23 protein-coding genes and 1 other annotated feature are annotated in these 22,942 nt (G+C 49.2%); of the genes, 4 read left to right on the plus strand and 19 right to left on the minus strand.

The features are described from left to right. Window positions 1-124 precede the first annotated feature (124 nt). The 4 genes from rplT to G6R30_RS04400 all read right to left on the minus strand — a co-directional run bounded on the left by rplT (window position 125) and on the right by G6R30_RS04400 (window position 2,244). Window positions 125-544 (minus strand): 50S ribosomal protein L20, encoded by a 420-nt coding sequence (rplT, locus tag G6R30_RS04385; RefSeq protein ID WP_213819452.1) that lies wholly within the window; start codon window positions 542-544, stop codon window positions 125-127. 44 nt (window positions 545-588) lie between these two features. Further along, a complete protein-coding gene (gene rpmI, locus G6R30_RS04390) occupies window positions 589-786 on the minus strand; it encodes a 50S ribosomal protein L35 (protein ID WP_061993849.1) in 198 nt (65 codons plus the stop codon). A 51-nt stretch (window positions 787-837) separates the two neighbouring features. After that, window positions 838-1,425 (minus strand): translation initiation factor IF-3, encoded by a 588-nt coding sequence (infC, locus tag G6R30_RS04395; protein ID WP_213821860.1) that lies wholly within the window; start codon window positions 1,423-1,425, stop codon window positions 838-840. Next, window positions 1,389-1,512: a sequence feature (ribosomal protein L20 leader region), on the minus strand. (Overlaps the previous gene by 37 nt.) A 39-nt stretch (window positions 1,513-1,551) precedes the next feature. Beyond that, on the minus strand, window positions 1,552-2,244 hold the full coding sequence (locus tag G6R30_RS04400) for a DUF1361 domain-containing protein (RefSeq protein ID WP_213821862.1): 693 nt from the start codon (window positions 2,242-2,244) through the stop codon (window positions 1,552-1,554). Window positions 2,245-2,410: 166 nt separating this feature from the next. Here G6R30_RS04400 and G6R30_RS04405 point away from each other — a divergent pair, with 166 nt between their 5' ends. The 4 genes from G6R30_RS04405 to mscL all read left to right on the plus strand — a co-directional run bounded on the left by G6R30_RS04405 (window position 2,411) and on the right by mscL (window position 5,479). Continuing rightward, on the plus strand, window positions 2,411-2,899 hold the full coding sequence (locus G6R30_RS04405) for a YbaK/EbsC family protein (RefSeq protein WP_213821864.1): 489 nt from the start codon (window positions 2,411-2,413) through the stop codon (window positions 2,897-2,899). A gap of 125 nt (window positions 2,900-3,024) precedes the next feature. Continuing rightward, entirely contained in the window at window positions 3,025-3,198 is a 174-nt protein-coding gene (rpmF, locus tag G6R30_RS04410; RefSeq protein WP_091501350.1) for a 50S ribosomal protein L32, read from the plus strand. 133 nt (window positions 3,199-3,331) lie between these two features. Next, window positions 3,332-5,050 (plus strand): NFACT RNA binding domain-containing protein, encoded by a 1,719-nt coding sequence (locus G6R30_RS04415; RefSeq protein WP_213821866.1) that lies wholly within the window; start codon window positions 3,332-3,334, stop codon window positions 5,048-5,050. A 42-nt stretch (window positions 5,051-5,092) separates the two neighbouring features. Then, window positions 5,093-5,479, plus strand: a complete 387-nt coding sequence (gene mscL / locus G6R30_RS04420; protein WP_213822056.1) for a large-conductance mechanosensitive channel protein MscL — start codon at window positions 5,093-5,095, stop codon at window positions 5,477-5,479. Between the two features lie 54 nt (window positions 5,480-5,533). Here the strand turns inward: mscL and G6R30_RS04425 are convergent, their stop codons facing one another. The 15 genes from G6R30_RS04425 to G6R30_RS04495 all read right to left on the minus strand — a co-directional run bounded on the left by G6R30_RS04425 (window position 5,534) and on the right by G6R30_RS04495 (window position 22,938). Then, window positions 5,534-6,169, minus strand: coding sequence for a deoxynucleoside kinase (locus G6R30_RS04425; RefSeq protein WP_213821868.1), 636 nt, complete (start codon window positions 6,167-6,169; stop codon window positions 5,534-5,536). A 46-nt stretch (window positions 6,170-6,215) separates the two neighbouring features. Next, the gene (ruvA, locus tag G6R30_RS04430) at window positions 6,216-6,827 is read right to left on the minus strand and encodes a Holliday junction branch migration protein RuvA (protein ID WP_213821870.1); all 612 of its coding nucleotides are present in this window, start codon (window positions 6,825-6,827) and stop codon (window positions 6,216-6,218) included. A 14-nt stretch (window positions 6,828-6,841) separates the two neighbouring features. Then, window positions 6,842-7,609: a class A sortase gene (locus tag G6R30_RS04435; protein WP_213821872.1), complete on the minus strand. Its 768-nt coding sequence runs from the start codon at window positions 7,607-7,609 to the stop codon at window positions 6,842-6,844. Between the two features lie 60 nt (window positions 7,610-7,669). Beyond that, window positions 7,670-8,479, minus strand: coding sequence for an HAD family hydrolase (locus G6R30_RS04440; protein WP_213821874.1), 810 nt, complete (start codon window positions 8,477-8,479; stop codon window positions 7,670-7,672). Between the two features lie 66 nt (window positions 8,480-8,545). After that, window positions 8,546-10,015 (minus strand): signal recognition particle protein, encoded by a 1,470-nt coding sequence (gene ffh / locus G6R30_RS04445; RefSeq protein ID WP_213822058.1) that lies wholly within the window; start codon window positions 10,013-10,015, stop codon window positions 8,546-8,548. Window positions 10,016-10,052: 37 nt separating this feature from the next. After that, complete coding sequence (gene ylxM / locus G6R30_RS04450) at window positions 10,053-10,394, minus strand: YlxM family DNA-binding protein (RefSeq protein WP_213821876.1); 342 nt, start codon at window positions 10,392-10,394, stop codon at window positions 10,053-10,055. After that, complete coding sequence (ftsY, locus tag G6R30_RS04455) at window positions 10,394-11,647, minus strand: signal recognition particle-docking protein FtsY (RefSeq protein WP_213821878.1); 1,254 nt, start codon at window positions 11,645-11,647, stop codon at window positions 10,394-10,396. Before ftsY ends, ylxM begins: the two co-directional genes overlap by 1 nt. Before the next feature lie 12 nt (window positions 11,648-11,659). After that, window positions 11,660-15,217, minus strand: a complete 3,558-nt coding sequence (gene smc, locus G6R30_RS04460; RefSeq protein WP_213821880.1) for a chromosome segregation protein SMC — start codon at window positions 15,215-15,217, stop codon at window positions 11,660-11,662. Between the two features lie 15 nt (window positions 15,218-15,232). Beyond that, complete coding sequence (gene rnc, locus G6R30_RS04465; protein WP_213821882.1) at window positions 15,233-15,931, minus strand: ribonuclease III; 699 nt, start codon at window positions 15,929-15,931, stop codon at window positions 15,233-15,235. Between the two features lie 117 nt (window positions 15,932-16,048). Continuing rightward, window positions 16,049-17,419: a phosphoglucosamine mutase gene (gene glmM, locus G6R30_RS04470; RefSeq protein WP_213821885.1), complete on the minus strand. Its 1,371-nt coding sequence runs from the start codon at window positions 17,417-17,419 to the stop codon at window positions 16,049-16,051. A gap of 49 nt (window positions 17,420-17,468) precedes the next feature. Beyond that, on the minus strand, window positions 17,469-18,437 hold the full coding sequence (locus tag G6R30_RS04475) for a CdaR family protein (protein WP_213821887.1): 969 nt from the start codon (window positions 18,435-18,437) through the stop codon (window positions 17,469-17,471). Beyond that, window positions 18,434-19,261, minus strand: coding sequence for a diadenylate cyclase CdaA (cdaA, locus tag G6R30_RS04480; protein ID WP_213792384.1), 828 nt, complete (start codon window positions 19,259-19,261; stop codon window positions 18,434-18,436). The genes G6R30_RS04475 and cdaA overlap by 4 nt, the downstream gene beginning before the upstream one ends. Before the next feature lie 3 nt (window positions 19,262-19,264). Continuing rightward, the gene (locus G6R30_RS04485; RefSeq protein WP_213821889.1) at window positions 19,265-21,358 is read right to left on the minus strand and encodes a cation:proton antiporter; all 2,094 of its coding nucleotides are present in this window, start codon (window positions 21,356-21,358) and stop codon (window positions 19,265-19,267) included. A gap of 2 nt (window positions 21,359-21,360) precedes the next feature. Then, window positions 21,361-22,239, minus strand: a complete 879-nt coding sequence (gene murB, locus G6R30_RS04490; RefSeq protein ID WP_420798109.1) for a UDP-N-acetylmuramate dehydrogenase — start codon at window positions 22,237-22,239, stop codon at window positions 21,361-21,363. Window positions 22,240-22,449: 210 nt separating this feature from the next. Then, a complete protein-coding gene (locus tag G6R30_RS04495; RefSeq protein ID WP_213822060.1) occupies window positions 22,450-22,938 on the minus strand; it encodes a YehS family protein in 489 nt (162 codons plus the stop codon). Window positions 22,939-22,942: the final 4 nt, after the last annotated feature.

Below are 22,942 nucleotides of genomic sequence, written 5' to 3' on the forward strand. Positions count from 1 at the left end.
CATACTTCTGCCCTTTCGGGCCAAGACATTGGAGCGAAAAGAGACATTCAAAGGATTCTTGTCCGACTTTGCTCGAGAAAAAGGCAAGAAAAAAGCCACCCGATTGGGTGGCTTTTATTTAAGATTAGCGGTTAACCTTAACCGTCTTGTCAGTCGTCGCAGCATTGCGTTCCTGTACCAAAACGTTTTCCTTCTTCAAAGCTTCCTTTGCTTGGTCAGCAACCTTTGAGAAAGTGTCAAAGTCAGATACGGCCAAGTCGGCCAACATCTTACGGTTCAATTGAACACCTGCCAAAGTCAAACCGTGCATCAACTTTGAGTATGACATACCGTTCATGCGGGCTGCCGCGTTGATACGGGCAATCCACAACTTACGGAAGTCGCGCTTACGGTTCTTACGATCGCGGTAAGCGTACAAGTATGACTTGTAAACTTGTTGCTTAGCAACCTTATAGTTGATACGGCGTTGTCCACGGTAACCCTTGGCCAACTTAATAAACTTCTTACGACGTGCGCGTGAAACTGTTCCACCCTTAACTCGCATGGGAAAATCCTCCTAAAAATTAGTTACTTATAGACACCCTGAAATTAAAGGGTAGACAACATCTTGGCGTACTTCTTGATTGTTGTCTTGTTCATCATGCGTGTACCACGCAATTGACGACGTTGCTTCTTCGTCTTACCGTGGAAACGGTGTGACGTGTAAGCTGAGGCTGACTTGAAGCCACCCTTTGCAGTCTTCTTGAAGCGCTTCGCAGCAGCGCGGTGAGTCTTCATCTTGGGCATGTGTCCATTCTCCTATCGTTTTTCAAGTATCCAAAGTCGACCTGTTTTGGTTTAGCCCTTCTTAGGTGCCAAAACCAAAAACATTTGTCGACCATCCATCTTAGCGCGTTGTTCAACCTTGGCAATGTCGTCCAATTCGTTGGCCATTCGTTCTAAGACTTCCCGTCCAATGTCTTGGTGGGTAATCATCCGGCCACGGAAACGCAAGTTCAGCTTCACCTTATTGCCCTTTTCCAAGAACTTAATGGCTGCCTTCTTACGCGTTTCGAAATCACCTGAATCAATAACGGGTGACATTCGAACTTCCTTCACCTGAACAATCTTTTGGTTTTTGCGCTGTTCTTTCTGACGCTTCTGCGCCTCGAACTTTGCTTTACCCCAATCCATGATTTTAGCAACAGGTGGTTGGGCGTTTGCCTGAACCAGAACCAAATCTTGGTTCATCTCATCGGCGCGTTGCTGTGCTTCGCGCGTTGACATCTCTTCTTGCTTACCATCGTGAATCAGTAAAACCCGACTGGCACGGATATTATCGTTGACTAGATCAACTTGTCGTGGTTGACGTGCTATGGCTCGATACCTCCAAATATTTTTGTGTGAACAACGAAGAAAAAGATGGGCGAACCGAAGTCCGCCCATCTTACCTGTCTGTACATTGAAGTACAACGTGTATCTGCCTGGCAACGCGAGTCACAAGGCGAGAAGCGGGCGCTTCTACTTGTTCAACGTCATTAAGTATAGACGATGAGAAGCACCCTGTCAACGTTATTTTAGATTATTTTTCTCGTCTGAAAAGTCTTTGACAGCCCGTTCTTCTGCCAAGACCTGCTCCCCTAATACAAAGAGCAAGCGGCCCCCGTAATGGTAGATGACCAAAATGGCAAACTGGGCCAAAGCAAAGAGGCCAACGAAGGCAAACATGTGCTTTGAAACCGAGTTTTGGATGTTGGCCCAAACGAGGTCAAAGTTGGTAAAAACGTCCCAGGAATTCAGGCGCAGGAATCGCCCAAGGTAAATGCCAAAGGATGAAATCCAGGAAACAACCCCCAGGGTAAAGAGGGCAACAAAGCCCCGCCGGTTTTTCAAGTAACGGCGCATCATCAGCTCCAAGGAAAGAATCCCCAGGAAAACGCCAATGAAGATACCGGCCGCCAAAACCGAGTAGTTAAAGTACTGGTAGCGAACGTCCAAGGCCGTTGAGATGTACTGCAGGTGAATGAAGTCCGTGATCATGTACATGGTATTTGGAAAGAAGAGAAGCCAGAGAGCCGAAAAGATCAGCTGGCTAATCTTCAATCGCGCAACCAAGACCAGCAAGGCAAAGTCCAGCGGCAAGAGCGCCAAAAAGACGTTCCACATCAAAAAGTCAAAGTGGGTTGGCGTCAAGTAAACGAAGGCAATAAACAAGAGCACAACGAGGTGGACCATGATAATATTGTTACGATTTTTTAGCGTCATTCTTCCGACCTTTTTCACGGGATAGTGCTTTTTTTACAAAAGGGTTAACACGAATATTTTAACAGAATACAGGCGCTTGGTTAAGGGCTTTTCCTCCTTTTTCACTTTTTCTTTTATCCTTTTTTTCATATAATAAGGCAAGCATTTAAAACGAAAGGTGGCCAATATGAAAGACGCAACCGAAAAACAAGCCCTCGACTTACTTGAGCGGACGAAAGTTTCCTACCAACGCTTTACGCATCCGCCCCTCCACCACTTGGGTGACCAAGGGGCACCGACCGACTTTGTGCCGATGAAAAACCTTCTTTTAAAAACAAAGCGGGCCGGCCAGTATTACTTGTACCTGACTATGCAAGACCGCATTGACTTTGGCGTCCTAGCAAAGGAACTGAACACATCCAAGAGCCAACTCCAAATGACATCGGCCGACGAGCTCTTTGACCTGATGGCCGTCACGCCTGGAACCGTTAATCCCTTTGCCTTGGAAAACGATCAGAACCGCCAGATTCATTTTTTGGTCGATCAGGCCATCATTGATACGGATCAAGTGGCTGTGCATCCCAACCAAAACGAGGCAACCATCGTCATGACCTGGGCAGCCTTTTTAAAAGTCCTCGACGAACTTGGCGAAGACTACCAAATCATTCCAAGTTAACAGGAAGAGCCCGCCGCACTTTTTTGCCGAAATTTTTTGATGAGTTTTCGACAGCTTATTGACATCTTGGTCAATCTTAGATAAACTTAAAAAGTTGATAAATTGAACCGAAAGGAGGTGCTGTAATGGCTACCCCATCAAACAAGAATTCTAAGTCTCACAAGCGTAACCGCCGCGGACACATCGGTTTGAACGTGCCAAACATTACTTTGGACAAAACGACTGGTGAATACCGCGTTGCTCACCGCGTTTCTCCTTCAGGAATGTACAACGGTAAGCAAGTTACTGAAAAGAAGTAATTAAACTAAAAGCTCCACTCTGTTTAACAGAGCGGGGCTTTTTTCTTTCCCTTTTCTTAAGACTGCCTGGAGACCATGTTTTACAAGCCAAAATGCCCTATAATGGAAATAGTATTCAAATAAGGAGAAGCATATGCCCCTTGACGGTCTCTTCGTGCATGCTTTAGCACACGAATTTAATCAAAAACTAGCCGGTGGTCGGATTACCAAAGTCCACCAGCCCTATCCAAACGAAATCATTTTGGTCGTGCGCAACAACAGTCAGAACTTTCCGGTCTTGTTGTCCGCCCACCCCGCCTATGCGCGAGCACAAGTCACTCAGATTCCCTACCAAAACCCAAAGACCCCAACCAACTTTGCGATGTTCTTGCGTCGTAACCTGGAGGGTGCCCGTTTGGAAAAAATCGAACAGGTCGACAACGATCGGATTCTCCACTTTGCGGTCAATACTCATGACGAACTGGGTGATGAACAAACCTTGCTGCTGACACTGGAGATGATGGGCCGGCATTCCAACCTCTTTCTCGTTCGAGAAAAGGACCAACGGATTCTAGAGTTGATTAAACACGTACCGGCCGACCAAAACCGAGTGCGCTCGCTGATGCCCGGTGCCACTTACGTGCTGCCACCCGCTCAAAACAAAGAAAACCCCTTCACTTCCGATCTGGGTTCTCTGGCCAAGATCTTACTGGATGACGAACGGGCCAATTGGGCAAAAGCCATCCAACAACAATTCGAAGGTTTCTCGAGTCAATCTGCTCAGGCGCTCGTTCGTGCAATCGACGGCGCCAGTGATGCCATTGACGCCACAAAGAACTGGTTAGCCCACTTTGATCAACCGGCGCCGACTTTGTATCGGTCAGACAAAAACAAGCTTTCCTACGCCGCCTTTGATTGGGGGCAAGAGGCCAGCGAAAAAACGAGTTTTGAAACGCTCGGTGAACTGCTGGATGCCTATTTTGCCGGTCAAGCGGAAGCCGACCGGGTAAACCAACAGGCAGCCTCCCTCGTTCGCCTGGTCAAAAACGAGCTCAAGAAAAACCTAGGCAAACAAAAGAAGTTAGAACAAACCCTGACTGATTCAGAAAATGCTGACAGTTTCAAAGTCAAGGGCGACCTCTTGATCACCTATCCGCACCTCGTGAAAAAAGGGATGACCGAAGTTGAAATTGAGAACTACTACGATGAAAACAAGCGCTTAAAAATCGCCTTAGACCCTCGCTTTGATGGCCTACAAAACGCAAACCGCTACTTCCATAAGTACCGCAAGCTACGCCTAGCCAAGGATTATGTTCTTGAACAATTGGCCGCAACGCAGGAAGAAATTGATTACTTCAATCAAATTCAAACACAGCTGGCCGTTGCTTCACCAAAAGACATCGCTGATATCAAAGTCGAGCTGATTGACCAAGGTTATCTTCGTGAAAAAGCGCGAATCAAAACCAAGGGAAAGCAGACCAAGAAGCCCAAGCACGTGATGGGCAAGCCCGATCAATTTGTGGCGTCTGATGGCACCTTGATTGAAGTTGGGAAAAACAACCTGCAAAACGATCAGCTCTCCTTAAAGAAGAGTAATCGCCACAAAATTTGGCTGCACGTTCAAAAACTACCAGGGTCCCACGTTCTGATTGATTCGGAAAATCCTTCAGAAGAAACCATCGAAGAAGCGGCCAAGCTAGCCGCTTACTTCTCAAAGGCCCGGGATTCGGCCAACGTACCCGTTGACTACTTACCAGCCGGTAAGCTTCGCAAGCCAAATGGGGCCAAACCCGGCTTTGTCATCTTTGAAGGACAACAGACCATTTATGTGACACCTGACGCTCATCTAGTTCAAAAACTAAAGAAAACATGATAAGATGGTAACGTTCATCAACTTAAAGGAGACAGTATGAAAATCTTAAAAGAGTTTAAGCAGTTCATCAACCGTGGTAACATCGTTGATATGGCCGTTGGTGTCATTATTGGTGGTGCCTTCACCACCTTGGTCAAATCCTTTACCAGCAACCTGATTAATCCACTGTTGGGTCTGGTAACTGGTTCCGACCATCCCCTTTCGCAACTATCCTTACGGGTGAGTTCCCGCTTAGTCTTCACCTACGGTGAATTCTTAAACGATGTGATTTCCTTTCTCATCACGGCCTTTGTTGTCTTCTTGATGGTGAAGTTTATTAACAAGACTGTTATTAAGCCTCGTCAAGAAGCACCAAAACAGCCATCGGATGAATTGGTCACCCTGCGAGAAATCAAGGATCTTTTGGCCGAACAAAGCAAAGAAAAATAAGCACAAAAAAAGCCTTCCATTGGGAGGCTTTTTTTATTGCTTATAAAGCTATTATCATGAACGAATCTTCTTCAAAGCTTCTTCGATTTGAGCAAGCACGATTTCTTGGTTCTTAGGATCTTCCAAATCGTACTTTTGCAAGTCCACTCGAATCTTTGGTGATTGATCATAAGATTCGAACCATCCTTGATAAGCCGTCCACATCTTGTGGTAATAGTTATACAATTCGTCGTTGTCTTCGAACTGTTCGTAGTCACGACCACGCTTTTTAATTCGATGCAAAATCGTATCAAAGTCGGCATCGGCATAGACCATCAAATCGGGTGCCTTCTTTGGCAACTCATCGAGTTCGGCCATCATCCGACTAATCAAGTTATGGTAGACATCCATTTCCATATCGGAAATGTTGCCATCCTTATGGTTTTCTTCCGTAAACAATTCGTCTTCATAAATTGAACGGTCCAAGACGTTGTTATCGTCCGCCAGGGCCTTTTTAATCATTGAAAAACGACGGTTCAAAAAGAAAATCTGCAAAAGGAAGCCGTATTGCTTTGGATCCTTGTAGTAGAGTGGCAAAACGGGGTTGTCCCCAACTGGCTCAAAGAATGCCTTCGTGCCAAAGTGCTTCGCTACCAATTCCGTTAAGGTGGTCTTACCGACACCAATCATTCCCGCTGTAATTATCACCATATCTACTCCATTTCATCATAATTCGTCTCTTAGACGATTGGCTGCATTATCCCTGGACTAACAAAGTCAGGCCCTTTGAGACCAAGTCCGAGGTGCTGCCCTCTTCACTGACCAAGGCCTTCTTGACCTTCGTCAAATCACGCGCTGCGTAGCCCAACGCTTCGAGTGCAGCCAGCGCATCCTCCAAATTGGAGCGATTGCCAGCTGACTGATTACCCGCCTCCGCAAAGCTTTCACTAGCCTGTGCAGACAAGGCAGAAAAGTCGTCCATCTTACCCGAAAGATCCAGCACAATTTGTTGGGCCGTCTTCTTTCCCACGCCGGGAAACTGGGTCAGGTAATCGACTTGGCTATTTTCAATAGCTGCCACTAAATCGGCGGGCTTTGCCCCGGCCAGGATGGCCAGGGCCGACTTTGGCCCGATACCGGAAACGTTCAACAATTTATTAAAGAGTTGCTTTTCGGTCACCGTCGCAAAGCCATAAAGAGACATTTCCGTCTCGCGAACGATTTGCTCCACGAAAACCTGCGCCTCCTGGTTCACTTCAAAATGATAAGGATTGGCTGGAAAAATCCGATAACCCACGCCATCCTTGGTTTCGAGAACGATGATTCCCGGGGCGATTTGCGTAATTCGCCCTTTTAAATACTCGTACATACAGCCATCCTTTACTAAGGCAAGACGTTGGCCTTTTGCTTGTTCAGATCGAAGTAACCAATTTCATCACTCTTCACCTGGTCCCAACTCTTAAAGTCGACATACTTGGCGTTTGTGATAATGCGCTTTGTTGTGTCGGGGAAGAGGCAGGTGACAATGGTTAATTTCGCCTTACCGGCAATGCGGTCATCGGGATTCAGCACGGAACCATCGTTTTGATCAACCGTCACCTGTCCGGTTACCTTATAACGGAAGATCCCGTTCTGGTTGGCCATGTAGATCACCGTGCCATTCAACCAGTCCGAGCGACCCAATTGGCCATTGTCATCTTCGTAGGGGGCGTTTTGCTTCAGCTTTTGCTGCAACGCAGAAAAGCCGGTATAGCCGTTATCCCAATTATGGGCGGCCAGCGTATAGTTCCCCTGTCCCATCACAGGAACAGCCGTATCTTTTTGGGCGGTATTGGCCCCTTTATCGAGGGCGACTTTGGAATAGGCGTTGTCATAAATTGGCAGCAGGATGGACAACTTTGGAATGGCAACATAGCCCTGCTTCGTCAGGTTAATTTCCTTCTGATCCTGCTTCATCACCGAAGCCTTGATAGCTGCTCGGTCCTTTTTACTGTACTTCCCTTGCTTTTGGGTCAGTACTTTGTTGGTTGTCTTCTTAATGCCATTGGTTGCTGGCTGACTTTGGATCCACTGCCAGGCCAGTAGCAAGAGCAAGATAACCGTTAGGACACCGAAAAAACGGTGGAGCCACTTTCGTACCCTTTCGTTCATCAACCTACTCCCTCTTCCCTTCCATCAGTTTACAAAAACAGTGTTGCAGGGCAAGGTCATTTATAACAATTTTTGTAAAATTGTCTTCAAAACCCCGTCGTGATTGTTATCCGTTAGGACTTGGTGGAAGCCCTGACCAAATAATAAGGGATCGGCATTTGGCATGATGTAGGGATGCCCGACATAACGCAGCATCTCCAAGTCGTTCAGCCCATCCCCAAAGGCGGCCATCTCTTCTTTTTTGATTGCCAGTCGCTCACCTAAGTCAGCTAGTGCAACCCCCTTGTTAACATTGGGGGCGACAAAGTCGATGGCGCCATAACCAGAAGTCGTCACGTGCACGGGCAATGCCATTTCATCAATCTGCTTGATAAAGGGGAGCTCATACTCGGGCAAGTTCACCGTCATTTTCAAAATGGGTTCGTCAATTTCAGAAAGGTCGTCAATCAAGGTCAGTGATTTAAAATAAGAGGCTGCCTTATCGATGCCCAGACCTAAATCCGCCTGTGAGCGAAGCATGAAGGCCTTATCGGTACCAGTGAAGACCAAGCCCATTTGCACACGGTCAGCCAAACCTTCGACTTGGCGAACAACCGGGGCAAAACTAGCGGGGTCGATGGCATAGGTCGCAAGAACCCGGCCGTCTGCCGTCACGACTTCCGCACCGTTGTTAGCAATCAGGGTATAGTCCTGCTTCACACCGGAGAAGTAGTGGGCGACTTTGTCAGGGTGGTTACCCGTGGCCACCACGAAGGTGACGCCTTGTTCTTCCGCCCGCTCCACCATTTGTTCATACAAGGTGTGGTCGAAGGCCTTCTCATCATTTAAAAAAGTCGCATCCAAATCCGTTGCTATTAACTTAATCGTCATGAGTTAATCCTCTGCCAGCGCTTCTTACCAAACATCATGAAAAGCGAAAAGTCATCGATCAACGACTCACTTCTTCCCACGCTTTTTCTTCATCTTCTTCATCTTCCGGGCGGCTTGCTTCATGGCGAAGTTTTGGACCTTTTGACCGAAGTTTCCACCAGGCATGCCAGCGCCCCCCATCATGGAGGACATGTCCATACCAGCACCGCCCATCATCTGCTCCATCCCCGAGAAGTTGCCCTTCGTGGCTTGGTTCATCATCTTCTTCATTTGATCAAACTGCTTGATCATCTTATTGACTTCGACGATGGGACGACCAGCACCCGCTGCCAAGCGGCGACGGCGCGATGGGTTCAGCAAATCGGGGTTTTCTCGTTCCTTTTTCGTCATGGAAGAAACAATCGCTTCCATGTGAGTAAAGGTCTTTGGATCGATGTTTAGATTCTGCAAAGCGGGATTGCCAGCCATACCAGGAATCATCTTAATCAAATCTTCCATTGGGCCCATGTTTTGGACCTGACGCAATTGGTCAACAAAGTCGTTGAAGTCGAAGGTGTTTTGGCGCATCTTCTCCAACTGTTCCGCCTGCTTTTTTTCATCGACTTCGCGCTGGGCTTTTTCGATGAAAGTCAGCATGTCCCCCATACCAAGGATACGAGAAGCCATTCGGTCTGGGTAAAAGACGTCCAAATCCGTTGGCTTTTCCCCTTGTCCGACGAACTTAATGGGCTTGCCCGTTACATCGCGAATTGACAGGGCAGCACCACCACGGGTATCCCCATCCAACTTCGTCAAAACAACACCGGTCAAATCCAAGGCATTGGCAAAGCTTTCGGCCGTTTCCGTCGCGTTCTGCCCAGTCATCGCATCAACCGTCAACAGGATTTCATCTGGTGAAGCAATTTGAGCGATGTCCTTTAGCTCGGTCATCAAGGTTTCATCAATTTGCAAACGACCCGCCGTATCAATAAAGACGTAATCGTTCTTGTTTTCCTTGGCCTGGGCCAATCCATGACGAACGATTTCGCGTGGATCAACATCGGTTCCTTCAGAAAAGACCGGGATTTCCAAATCTTTCCCAAGAACTTCCAACTGGTCAATGGCCGCTGGACGATAAACATCGGCAGCAATTAAGAGTGGTCGTGCCTGCTTTTCCTTCTTCAGCTTGTAGGCTAACTTGGCAACCGTCGTGGTCTTACCAGCACCCTGCAAACCAGCCATCATCACAACCGTTGGGATCTTTTCGGACTGGTTCAATGGAACCGCTTCATCCCCCATCAAAGCCGTTAATTCGTCATTAACGATTTTGACGACCTGCTGTGGCGCGTTCAAGCCATCAAGAATCTCGGCGCCCTTCGCCTTTTCCTTAATTGCGGCAATGAATTTTTTAACTGTTGGATAGGAAACGTCGGCCTCTAAGAGGGCTAAACGAATCTCCTTTAAGGAAGCTTGAAGGTCTTCTTCCCCAATCTTTCCTTTTCCAGTTAGGTTTTTTAACGCCTTGGACAGGCGTTCCGTTAAGTTTTCAAAAGCCATCGTCTGCTGACTGGGCCAAGACCCAGCTGCCTCCTTCTTAGTTAATTTCTTGGTTGACCATTTGGTCAATTAATTCTTTCAAATGGTGATCATCCTGGTAATGCGCCGTCACATAGGTCAAAAGATTTTCTTCTAACGACTGCCGGTGCATGGACTCGGTGTAGAGCGCCAAAACCTTTTCGTAGTGTTCCAAGGCTTCACAGCCCTTTTTCAAGTTATCAGAAACCGCCTGACGAGAAACCTGCTCCTCTTCGGCAATCTCAATAATGGAAAAGTCGTCCTCGTAATAATAGCGCAGATAGGCCTGCTGCTTTTTCGCCAACAGCTCACCGTAGAAGGCAAACAGGGCGTTAATGCGATTTTTATGCTCAATGTCCATTAGTTTTTCACCAGGTCTTTAAAGAGACCAAAGACAAAGTCTTCGGCGGAAAAGACACGTAAATCACTGGCCTTTTCCCCAAAGCCAATCCACTTGACTGGCAGGTGTAATTGGTCACGAATGGCAAAGACAATGCCACCCTTGGCGGTTCCATCCATCTTGGTTAAGACGAGCCCCGTCACTTCCGAAGAGTCCTTGAATAACTTAGCCTGCTGCAGAGCGTTTTGCCCAGTCGTGGCATCGAGTACCAGGAAAACTTCCTGAGGGGCATCGGGCAGGACTTTTTGAATCACACGATTCATCTTGGCAAGCTCTTGCATCAAGTTCACGTTATTTTGTAAACGACCGGCCGTATCAATAAAGAGAATATCGGCCTGCTCATCTTTTGCACGTTCAACGGCCTGATAGACAACAGAAGATGGGTCGGCCTTTTCTGCACCAGCAACCACTGGCACTTGGGCACGCTCGCCCCACTCCTGTAATTGCTTGACTGCCCCGGCACGGAAGGTGTCGGCAGCCGCTAGAAGAACAGACTTGCCTTGGTCCTTATAGCGTTGGGCCATCTTACCAACCGTCGTTGTTTTCCCAACGCCGTTGACGCCAACAAAGAGAATCACAGTTGGTTGTCCAGCAGGTGCAAAATGCATGGACTGATCTTCATCTTTGCCCTGTTCCTCATAAGACTCCACCATGAGACGGATAATCAGTTCTCGAATGGCCGCTTTATCCTTGATATTATCAAGTTTCACCGCTTCTCGTACCTGGTTGGAAATCCGAATGGCGAGGTCAAAGCCTAAGTCAGCCCCAATCAAGGTGTCTTCTAGATCGTCAAAAAAATCTTCATCGACCGAACGAAAATTAGCCAAGAAGCGATTAAAGCGATCGGCAAAGCCCTGACGGGATTGCGTCAAGCCTTTTTCATAAACGGCTTGTTCCCCTTCAGCATCTTTTGTATCGACCGATTCAGCCGGTTTTTTATCGGCATCAGCCGACTCGGTTGAATCCGTTGATGAGCCCTGCTCTTGGTTTTCTTCCACGACTTGTGCAGCCGCGGCAGCCATTTCAGCAGTTGGCATATCGTCTTCTGACAAGGCTTCGGCCGACTCAGCGGCGGCTTCTTTGTCAGTTGACTGATGAGTCAGCGAAGGCGCATCCGCTTGGCTGTCAGCTGGCCGTTCTTCTGAAGCCAGCGAGTCGTTTGTTGGCTGCTCAGCTTCTTGCTTCTTCTTTTTAAAACGATCAAAGAGTCCCATCTGGTCCCTCCTTTAGGCGAGTTTTTCTTCTGCTTGGTCCAGGTTAACGGCAACCATTTTGGAAACACCGGCCTCTTGCATGGTGACACCATACAGAACCGTCGCTGCCACCATGGTTCCCTTTCGGTGGGTAATCGTAATGAATTGCGTACTACCACCAAAGTTCTTCAAATAAGCGGCAAAACGATCAACGTTTGCTTCATCAAGGGCCGCTTCGGCCTCATCAAGCACGGCAAATGGTACAGGGCGGACCTGCAAGATAGCAAAGAGAAGTGAAATGGCCGTCAAAGCCTTTTCCCCACCAGACAAAAGTGACATCTGCTGGAACTTCTTGCCAGGCGGCTGTGCCTTAATATCAATTCCAGTTGTTAACAGGTGCTCAGGGTCGGTCAATTCGATTTGAGCCTGACCGCCGGCAAACATCTTCGTGAAGACGTCCTTGAAATGCTTCGCCACTTGATCAAAGGTCTGCTTAAAGCGAACCTGAACCTCCTGGTCCATTTCATCAATCGTGGCTTGCAAAGTCGCCTTCGCCTTCTCTAGATCATCGGCCTGCTGTGTCAAGAATTGGTACCGTTCTTTAATTTCATCATACTCTTGAATGGCCGCTACGTTAACAGGGCCAAGGGCGTTTAAGGCACGCTTCAACTGACTTAACTGCTGCTCAATCGTGGCGTCATCCAAGTCGGAGGCCTTGATATCGGCCTCGCTTTCCACCGTCAAGCCATAGGTCTGCTGCAAAGTCGTGACTTGCTTTGCCAACTTTTCCTGTGCTGCTTGCAAACGATGCGAAGCATTTGCCTGGTCCATCATGGCCTGGTTCACGGCTTCTTGTATCTGCGACAAGCTTTCTTCTTGCTCGCTGACTGCTTGTGTCAAAGCTTGGAATGACTGAGTCAAAGCACTGCTTTGTTCATCCGCTGTCGTCAAGGCCGCTTCCAAAGTCGTTAACTGCTCAGCCAAAGCTGGGCCGTCTGCTGCTTGTTCGAGTTTTTGCCTGATTTCATTTTGGCGCGTGGTCAGTTCGTTTTGCTGACTTTGCAACTCAGATAAGAGCGCCTGAAGACGCTTCTTATTTGCATCAGCGGCTTCCTGCTTTGCTGAAACCGTTGCGGCTTCGGCTTGAAACTGGGCCTTTTCTTCTTGATAAGCGGCCTGTTCTTCTTCCACCTGCGCCAAACGATTTGTCAGGTCACTAGTCTTTTGCTCGGCTTCCTTTTGGCTCGCCTCTTTTTCAAGAAAGGCCTCCTGTGAAGCCTTTTGCTCTTGAAGACTGTCTGCCTCAGCGAACTTTAAGTCAGCCAGATCGAGTGTCAAGGTTTGCACCTTGGTCTCTTCTTGCTGCACCGCATCCTTTAAGGCGGTCAACTGATAGTCGACCTGCTGTCCCTGGCTCTCAAAGTCGTAGTAAGCCGTGCGCATTTCCTGCACTTGTTCGGTTAATTGGTTAACCAAGTCCTGCTGCTCATTGCGAATCTTTTGTAGATTAGCAACCGCTGCTTCCTGCTTGGCTAAGGCGTCTGCCTTTTCCTTCAGTTCAGCCTGACGTGACAGAACGGGCGGCCCTTGTTTATGGTTAGCACCACCGGTAATCGAACCGCCAGCGTTAACTAATTGGCCATCGAGTGACACCACGCGCAGCCGGTTTTGACAAGCCCTTGCCACACGGGTCGCCGCATCCAAATCCGAAACGACCAAAGTCGTCCCCAGCAGGTTGGCTAAAATGTTTTCCATTCCACGTGGAATGGTCACCAAATCAGCCGCGATACCAATGAAGCCCGTTTCTTCTTGCGCACGGTGAATGTCGCGTGCCTGGCGCGGCTTAATGCTTTCTTCCGGTAAGAGCGTCACACGGCCCTTTCGTTTTTTCGTCAGGTAGTTCACAATGCTTTTGGCCGTTTTCGTCGAATCAACAACCACGTTTTGCAAGGCGCCACCTAAGACGGTTTCGATTGCCTTCGTGTACTGCTTTGGCACGTCCACCAATTCGGCGACCACGCCGCGAATGCCTGGGAAGTTTCGCTTGACCTGTGGCACCATCAAATTCTTAACGCCTTGATAAAAGCCGGCGTATTCATCAAGGGAAGATTCCGCCTGATAAATTGACTGCGACTTATCCAAGGCATAAGCACCTTGCTGCCAAGCACTTTGCGCCTCTTGGTAGGCGACTTTGGCCTGGTCTAGCTTTTCTTTAGCCTGGTCCAACTTTTCTTCATAAGGATTTTTGGCTGCGGATTGGTCGGGGTGTTTTTCTTCATAGGCCGCCACTGCTTGCTTGGCTTTAGCCAAGGCGCTTTCCGCCTCGTTTAGCAGGGCCTGCTTCCGTTCTTTTTGTTCCTGGTTTTGGATAAGGGCCTTTTCTTCAAAAGTCACCTTGTTATGCAAAGTCGCCAAGTCTTGCATGATGGCAACGTATTGCTGGCGGTTTTCCTCCAGCTCGGCCTTAATGCTTTGAACCTGCTTTTGGCCGTGCTCTTGCTCAATCTTTTCCACCGTTTTCTTCAACTCGGTGGCCTTTTCAGCAAGGCTTCTTTCCTCTTGATCCGCGTCTGCCAAATCATTGGCTGCCTGTTCGCCCTGTCCCTGCAAGTTCGTTAGCTGTTTCGTTAAGGACTGCTGTTCGTGTTGGAGCGATTCCGCTTCTTGCGAGGCCAGCTTTTGGTTACCAATCAACTGCTCTTTTTGTTGCGTCTTGGACAAGACCTCTTGTGCCAATTGATCCTTTTGCTCTTGGACCTGAGTCAGTTGTTCACGGGTCTTTGCTAACCCTTCTTTTTGATTGGTTAACTTCGCTTGCTTCTCGTCGACTTCTGAATTCAGTGTTTTCAAGCCCTGGTCTTGCTTGACGACTTGGCCTTGTAAGGAAAGAATCGAACGGGTCAATCGCACCTGGTCCAGCTTTTCAAAACTTTCACGTTTTTCGAGATAGTCCTTTGCCGTTTCCGCCTGCTTTTCCAGTGGTAACAAACGGCCTTCGACTTCGTGGACAATGTCTGCCACACGGGCCAAGTTTTCATCCGTGACAGCCAAATCTTTTTCGGCTTGGCTCTTATTTTGCTTGTACTTATAGACACCAGCGACTTCTTCAATAATGCCACGGCGTTCTTCGGGCTTGGCTGAAAAAATCTTTTCAACCTGCCCCTGCGAAATAATGGAAAAGCCATCACGCCCAAGACCCGTATCCATGAAGATTTCATGAATGTCTTTCAGCCGGCATTCAGCCCCATTCAACTGATAAGAGGACTCACCCGAGCGATACAAGCGCCGGGTAATTCGCAATTCTGAAAAATCCGATTGGATATAGTGATCCGAATTATCAAAGGTAATGGAAACTTCAGCCCGGTTCAAAGCCTTGCGGTCCTTTGTTCCAGCAAAAATAACGTCCGCCATTTTGTTACCGCGCAAGTCCTTTGCAGACTGCTCGCCCATCACCCAGCGGATCGCCTCAATAATATTTGATTTACCGGAACCGTTTGGTCCGACAATACCGGTCATACCTTTTTGAAAGTCAATCACGGTCTTATTGGCAAAAGATTTAAAGCCGATAATCTCCAGCGTTTTTAATTTCATACTTCTCTACTCAATTTACTCAGCTAAATCAATCAAGGCCTGTTGGGCCGCAGCCTTCTCAGCATCCTTGATTGATGAACCAAATCCATAAGCCAAAATACGGCCGTCCAAAGCAACCGAAACCTTAAAGACTTGGCTGTTGTCATCGTTTCGTTCTTCATCTTCGATGGTGTAGGTAATCGCTACCGCACCCCTCGTTTGCAGTTTTTCCTGCAAGCGAGACTTGAAGTCAATAAATTGGTCAAAGAAATTCTCATCAATGGCCGCAAAGACCGTTTGGTTTAACAACGAAACAACGGCCTTTTGTCCTTGGTCAAGATAAAGAGCACCAATAAAGGCCTCCCAAATATCTTCCAAAAGTGATGGCCGTTGACGGGCCCCACTCATCTCCTCACCCTTTCCTAAGCGAATCGCTTCGTTTAAGTGGATGACCTGGGAAAAATGTGCAAAGGACTTGGTCTGGACCATCGTAATCCGCATTTCAGTCAACTGTCCTTCATCCCAATCGGGATAGCGCTTAAACAGGTACTCCGTAACCGATGCCTGCATGATGGCATCCCCTAAGAATTCGAGTCGTTGGTAATCGCGACCGCTTTCTTTTGGGTTTTCATTCAAGAAGTTTCGCTGCGTGAGCGCTTCCTTCAAAAGATCCAAATCATCAAAGTCGATTTGATAGTTTTCGTTTAAATAAGCTTTAAATTCTGCTGGTGACAATTTGTCGTCCTCTCATGGTTCAATTACCCCTTATTATACCAGATTTCGCCTTTTTTCTTGCCGTTGATTCCAGTAAAAAAACCAAGAAAAAGGACTTTTCTTGGTTGATTTTACATTTTATTTCTTCGCAATCGATTGAACGGTTTCCACCAGTTCGGCCACATAGCCAGCAACTAATTCTGGTGTTTTCGCCTCCGCCATGACGCGAACCAACGATTCAGTTCCCGAAGGGCGTACCAGAACACGGCCATCACCGGCCATCTTCTTTTCAACCGAGGCAATCTTTTCTGCCAAGGCTGGATCTGCCATGACCGCGTTTTTATCCGCGACAGCCACGTTAACCAACTTTTGTGGGTAAATCGTAACCGGTGCTGCCAATTCCTGCAAAGTCATACCGGAATCCTTCATCACCTGCAGCAGCTGCAGAGCAGTCAAGAGACCATCACCGGTCTTCGCCCAGTCGCGGAAAATGATGTGGCCAGACTGCTCACCACCGAGGTTGTCGTCCTCTTCCAACATCTTTTCCATGACGTAGCGGTCACCGACTTTGGTCTTCACAGAAGAAATTCCTTCTGCCTCCAAAGCCTTGTAGAAACCGATGTTTGACATAACCGTTGAAACGACCGTCTGGTGCTTCAGGCGGCCCTGGTCGTTCATCGCCTTGGCGGTGATGTACATGATCTTATCACCGTCAACGATGTTCCCGTCTGAATCGACGGCAATCAACCGATCGCCATCACCATCAAAGGCCAAGCCAGCATCAAATTCGCCTTCTTGCACCATCTGAACGAGGGCTTCTGGATGAGTGGACCCAACTTCGTCGTTGATGTTCAAACCGTCTGGTTCCGTTCCCATCGTTTCAAAGTCGACCCCAAGGTCGGCAAAGAGCCGAGGAAGCAAGTCGGCCGTGGCGCCATTAGCACCGTCCAAGGCAATCTTAAAGCCGGACAGGTCAGACGGCACCGTCTTTTGCAAGAAGGCCATGTACTTCTGAGCACCCTCCTGGTAGTGGGAAACCATCCCCAGCCCCTCGGCTGCTGGACGTGGTAACTGGTCGCCGTCTTTGCCATCCAAGATAGCTTCGATTTCGGCTTCCAGGTCATCGGACAACTTAAAGCCGTCCTGGCCAAAGAACTTGATACCGTTGTCCTTGGCTGGGTTGTGCGAAGCCGTAATCTGAATACCAGCATCGGCTTCCAGGGCTTCGACCAGGTAGGCCACGGCCGGAGTTGTGATAACGCCCAGGTTCAAGACGTCGACACCGACTGACAAGAGTCCTGAAATCAGGGCCTCCTGCAGCATTTCAGAAGAAATACGGGTGTCTTGGCCAACGACCACAACCGGCTTTTTATCCGGATTGTCGTTGTGACGGGTCAAAATGGCCCCACCGGCCCGACCAAGGGCCAGGGCCAATTCAGGGGTTAAGCCCTGGTTGGCCACCCCACGAACACCATCTGTTCCAAAGTATTTTAAATGAGATTCTGTCATTCCTTTTTCTCCAAATAAACCTACACTGTCTTTTGTTCAAAGCCGTTGATTAATTACTGGATTTCGGAGTAATTGTGACGGTCACCTTCTGGACGGACAGTTGGTCGACACCAGATGGCTTGTCTAAGCTGACACTCGTGCTGGTCTTGCTTGAAATGTTGGACAAATCGAGCGAGACGTGCAGCGAGTCAATGCTATTTAGTGTATCACTTGACCCCGTGATTGTCACGGTTGAAGGGTCAAAGGAAATGTCAAAGTTGCTCAAGTTTCCAGCACTGGCCTGGGCTGCGAGCTTCACAGACTTTGAAGACGAATTGCTATCGCTTTGTGCAACCGTCAACTTCACGTTGGACTTGCTTTGTGACAGGCTGACTTGGACCGGATCGCCGTTCTTATCATAGGCCGTCAGCTTAGCGGACTGGGAAACGTTGGACTTGGTATTCTTGTCCAAATCAACGTCGGCACCAATATAGGAAACGGCGTCAACGTTCTCCTTTGGTCCAGTGACGGTGACCGTTTTCACGTCGGTTGAAGTGTCGGTCACGCTGTAACCACTGGCTATCTTACTGCTGTCGTACTGGACTTTGACATCCTTTTTGGCCGAATTTTTCTCCGCCAAAGTCACCGTTACCGTCTGTGGCGATGCGGTGGCTGATAAGGAGGAGCTGACCCCGGCCAAGGCCACGTTGACCGTGTGCTGACCGGCCCCAAGGCCACGCAAGTCGGCAGAGGCCGAAATGTCGTTGTGGTTCTTAGCGGCCGTGACCAGGGCTGATGAACCCTGCAGGTTAACTGAAACGGTCGAAGCCCCACCAACGATGACGTAATCATCGCTGTTGTACTGATAAGTCAACGGTACGGAAACCGTCTCCTTCTTTTCGGTTACCAGTGATGAGTACTGGTTGGATGAATTCGAGTTCGAGTAGTTTTTAATTGAAAGTACGTAGGCCGCCAGCAAAATGGCTAGTAACAATGAAAAGACAATGTTAACGGTCTTTGATGAACCAAACTTTTTCATGACTTCCTCCCTTTCAATAAGAATTGGAGCCAGGCAAAGCGCTTCTGATCCTTTTGAACCGGCTCAACCCACTGCTTTTCAAAGAAGTTCAGGTAGGATTCCTGGTCCATGTTGCGGAGCAAGTCGCCACGCTGGGTAATTGAAATTTCCCCGGTTTCTTCCGAAACCACGACCGTCACGGCATCGGTTGCTTCCGAAATACCAACGGCGGCACGGTGACGAGTTCCCAATTCCTTTGGAATGCGGGTTGACTCAGACAGTGGCAGGTAAGCGGCCGCAACGGCCACTTCGTCATTGTTGATGATGACGGCCCCATCGTGCAAAGGCGTGTTTGGAATAAAGATGTTAATCAAAAGTTGGCCAGTTACCGTGGCGTTCAGAGGAATTCCCGTCTTGATGTATTCTTCCAGGGTGTCTTTTCCATTAATTGTAATCAGGGCCCCGATACGGCGCTTGGACATGTATTGCAAGGCCATGTCCAAGCCCCGAATCAGTTCGCGGGCCTGTTCGTTATCGAGGTGCTGCTTGCGGACCATCATCCGCCGGCCCAGGCTTTCCAGTCCCCGCCTAATTTCCTGCTGGAAAATCACCACCAGGGCAATCGGTGCCCAGGTAATGATTTGGTCCATCAACCAGGAAAGCACCACCAGGCCAAGCGACCAAGCGATGACTTTGACCAAGACGATGACACCGACCCCGATTAGGATCTGCAACGCCCGCGTCCCTTCAACAAATGTAATCACCTTGTAGAGCAAGAACCAGATGATCAAAATATCGACCAAGTGGGCCAAGTTACTAGAGGTCATGTACGCCCAAATTCCCATGTTTTACTCCTCATTGCGGCCAACCAGTGCCCTGGTCTCCGCGTAGTTAATGTACTGTCTTAAATTGATGCTGGTCTGCCGCGAAATCCGCTTTTGATCGTAGAGTTCTTGGACCATGTCACGTTCGGCAGAAAGCGTCTTCAATTCTAATTCCATGCGCGTCTTATCGTCTTGTTCCTGCTGCTCAAACGACGGCACGTGCTTGGTCTTTTCAATCTGATAGCGGTAAACCACAATCAGGTTGTAGGCCGTCTGACGGAGAATCCGGTGCGTGACCGTATCTCCCACCTGGGCCCCAACAAAGTCGGACAGGGCCTTGATGGCCGCCTTAGCCATTTCACGAACGGCCAGGCCCGATTCCTCGTGGACGACTTCCGATTCCTGGTCGGATAACCAGATGCGGAAGTTGGCTCGCAAGCGCCGGTAGTACCACTTAAAGCGGACAAAACCCGCCAGATCACGGTCGGAGCCCAAGTCGGCTTCGAACTGATCCAAGCGCTTGGCCTGCAAGGAATAAGTAATCGGTGAAATGCTTTCTTCCACCAGCAACTGCTGCAAGCGGTTGCGCTGGGCCTCCAAGGCCAGTTCCTGCAATTCGATTTCCTTTTCGGCCGCGTAGTCGGACTGGTCCTGGTCATCGTGGAGACTGTGGCGCAACGTTCTGGCCGACTTTTGCCGACGGGAAATCAATTCGTGAATAATCCGCCGGTTTTCCTCGGTTTGCAGGTCGCGCAACCGTTGAATGCCAACACGGATAATCCACAAACGGGCCCGCTTTTCGGAAAGGTCAGCCCGCACCGGACTCTCGCTTTCCTCTGCTGCCATGGCCGATTCCGGCTGGGTAAAGTCGTGCTGGGTCACTTGCTTAGTGACCACCGGCAGCATAATCGAAGCCATCACCAGTGACAGCACGACCACAACCGCCGCGATAAAGATCACCAAGTCGCGCCCAACGAAGGCCTTGCCGGCATCGGTGACAGTTGGCACCGTCAAAACGGCGGCCATCGTGACCGCCCCACGCACACCGGTCAGACCAGAAACAATGGCTGAACGAAGCGAGGCCACTGTTTCCTTGTGGTGCCAGTGTTGGCCCCACTGAATAGCGTAGGCCCAGAGAACCCGGAGAACAAAGACGATCAGCCAAACCAAGAGCCCGTATAAGAAGGCCTGCCAGTTGGCGATTTCCGTGTTCTTTAGGATGTTGTGCAAGGCGTTTGGTAAGGTAATCCCCAGCAAGACGAAGATTAGGCCGTTTAAGACGTAAACGACGACTTCCCAGGAATGCACCGAAACAATGGTTGCCTCAGCCGAGAGGAGACTGGATTTGCGATCAGAAAGAATCTTGGCTGCAATGCCGCCCGTTACCACGGCAATCAAGCCAGAGGCGTGGATACCTTCGGCTACCCAAAAGATGATAAAGGGCATCAGCAAGGTAAAAATCGTATAGAAGACGACGTCGGCCAAGCCGGAACGGGAAACCCAGTTTCGCAAGATAATCATGCCTGAACCAAGAAAGATTCCAACCAGGGCCCCCATCACCGTCATCCAGGCGAAGTTCAAAAGGGCGTCACCAAGTACAAAGGTACCAGCGACCGCCGCCTTGACCGCCGTGTTAAAGGAAACCAGCCCCGTGGCATCGTTGACCAGACTTTCGCCGGTCACCACGTGCAGCAGGTTTTCCGGTAGCTTGACCCGCTTGGCAATCGCTTGAACGGCCACCGGATCCGTTGGTGATAGCACGGCTGCCAAAGCCAGTGATACGGCTAAGGGCAGCTGTGGAATCAGGAAGTGGATGGCATAGCCACCAACGATCGTCGTAACCAGAACAAGTAGAATCGCGTTTCCCAAGATTGGAGCCCGCAGTTCCCAGAGTTCACGCTTTGGAAAGCGCCAGGAATCGTTAAACAAAATCGGCGCAACGAAAAGCATCATAAACCAGTGGGAATCAACCTCTACGTTGATCTGGCCCCAGGTTGCTAAGAGCACCCCGATGGCGATTTGGAAAAGTGAAATTGGGATGGCCGGAACAAAGTGTGAGATGATGCTGGAAAGCGCCACCCCAGTCACTAAGACGACCATTAATTCGATTAATGTCATGCTTATCGGTCTCCTATAATTCGAACCTCTGGTTCGAGTTTCACTTGATAATTTTTATAAACTTCTGCTTGGACGAGATGAATCAGGTCTTCGTAATCGTTTCCAGACCCGTGGTCGACGTTGACCATGAAGCCGGCGTGCTTGGTTGACACCATGACGCCACCAACGGCCGTTCCCTGGAGGCCAGAATCCATGATGAGCTTTCCAGCAAAGTGCCCTTCTGGCCGCTTAAAGACCGAGCCGTTTGATGGCCAAGAAAGGGGCTGCTTCAGGGCACGGGCGTAGTTGTTCTCGTCCATTTTCGCCTGGATTTTTTCCTTCTTACCAGGCTTCAAGGCAAAGCGGGCCTGGACAATCACGCCCCCGTTGTCTTGAAAGACCGAGTGCCGGTAAGCAAAGGCCAGTTCCTCTCTTGCAAAAGTCTGCAAGGACAAATCCGGCATCAAAGCCGTCACGGATTCGACCACCATGTCCGCCTGGCCACCGTAGGCCCCGGCGTTCATGAAGACAGCCCCACCGACAGAACCGGGAATCCCGGCCGCCCACTCGAGACCAGTCAGACCCTTGTCCTGGGCAACGGCCGCCAACCAGATAATGTCACAGCCGGCTTCGGCAATCAATTGGTCACCTTCCTGCTGTACAGCCTTTAATTCAGTCATTAAAATGACCAGACCACGCAAACCACCGGAGCGAACCACCAGGTTGGATAAACGGCCAAAAACGTGCACGGGCAATTCGTTTTTTCTTGCCCAAGCCAGGAGATCAGACAGCTCGTCTAAAGACTTTGGAATCGCCAAATAATCCGCCACACCGCCTGCTTGCGTGTAGGCGAACGGGGCGATGACTTGATTTTTCAAAAGGGCCTTTTCAATCGATGACATACTGTTCAAATCTCCATTCATTCTCTTCTATCATAACAAATTTTCCCATTTACAATATGAAAAAAGACGAGGTTCAAGTAGTCAAAAACAATGACAAAGTCTTGATTACCAGTTAGTAACAGTGATTTAGAAAACAGAATTTAAGGAAAATTAAAAGCAGCCCCACAATAATGGGGCTGCTTTTAATCATTTAATTTAAATCGAGGACACTCAGCCCCGGTACTTCTTGCTCATCCCCGCAAGCAGCTTCCGGACATAGCGGTCCCCCGCTTCCCGGTAGTTGCGGTGGTCGGGCCGGCGCAAGATGGCCGACAATTCACCGTTTGAAATGCTGTCACCAGCCAATTTCATCAGCTCCTGAATGTCGTCAGAAGTGTAAGACATGGCAATCTTAATCTTCTTGATGGTCACGTTGTTCACCAACTTCGCGCTCGTGGCGTCAAAAGTCGGCGGCACGACTTTGCCATCCTTGTCCTTGCGTTCCCCACGCTTATCGATAACAAGACCGTTCAAAAAGGCCTCCAAGTCATGGTTCGACAGGCTGTGGTCGTGAGGCAGGTCCTTGTCTTGGCGGGTCAAAATCCGGTCCAAGTCGGCATCAGAAACCGTCACGCCACCCTTTTTAAAGATCGCTTCGACCTGCTTGTTTGTCAGTGACAGCGCGTAACGCAAGCGAATCACGACGTCGTTATTATTCATCATC

Origin of the sequence: Fructobacillus parabroussonetiae, from assembly GCF_018437265.1 — a bacterium.
Lineage (GTDB): Bacteria > Bacillota > Bacilli > Lactobacillales > Lactobacillaceae > Fructobacillus > Fructobacillus parabroussonetiae.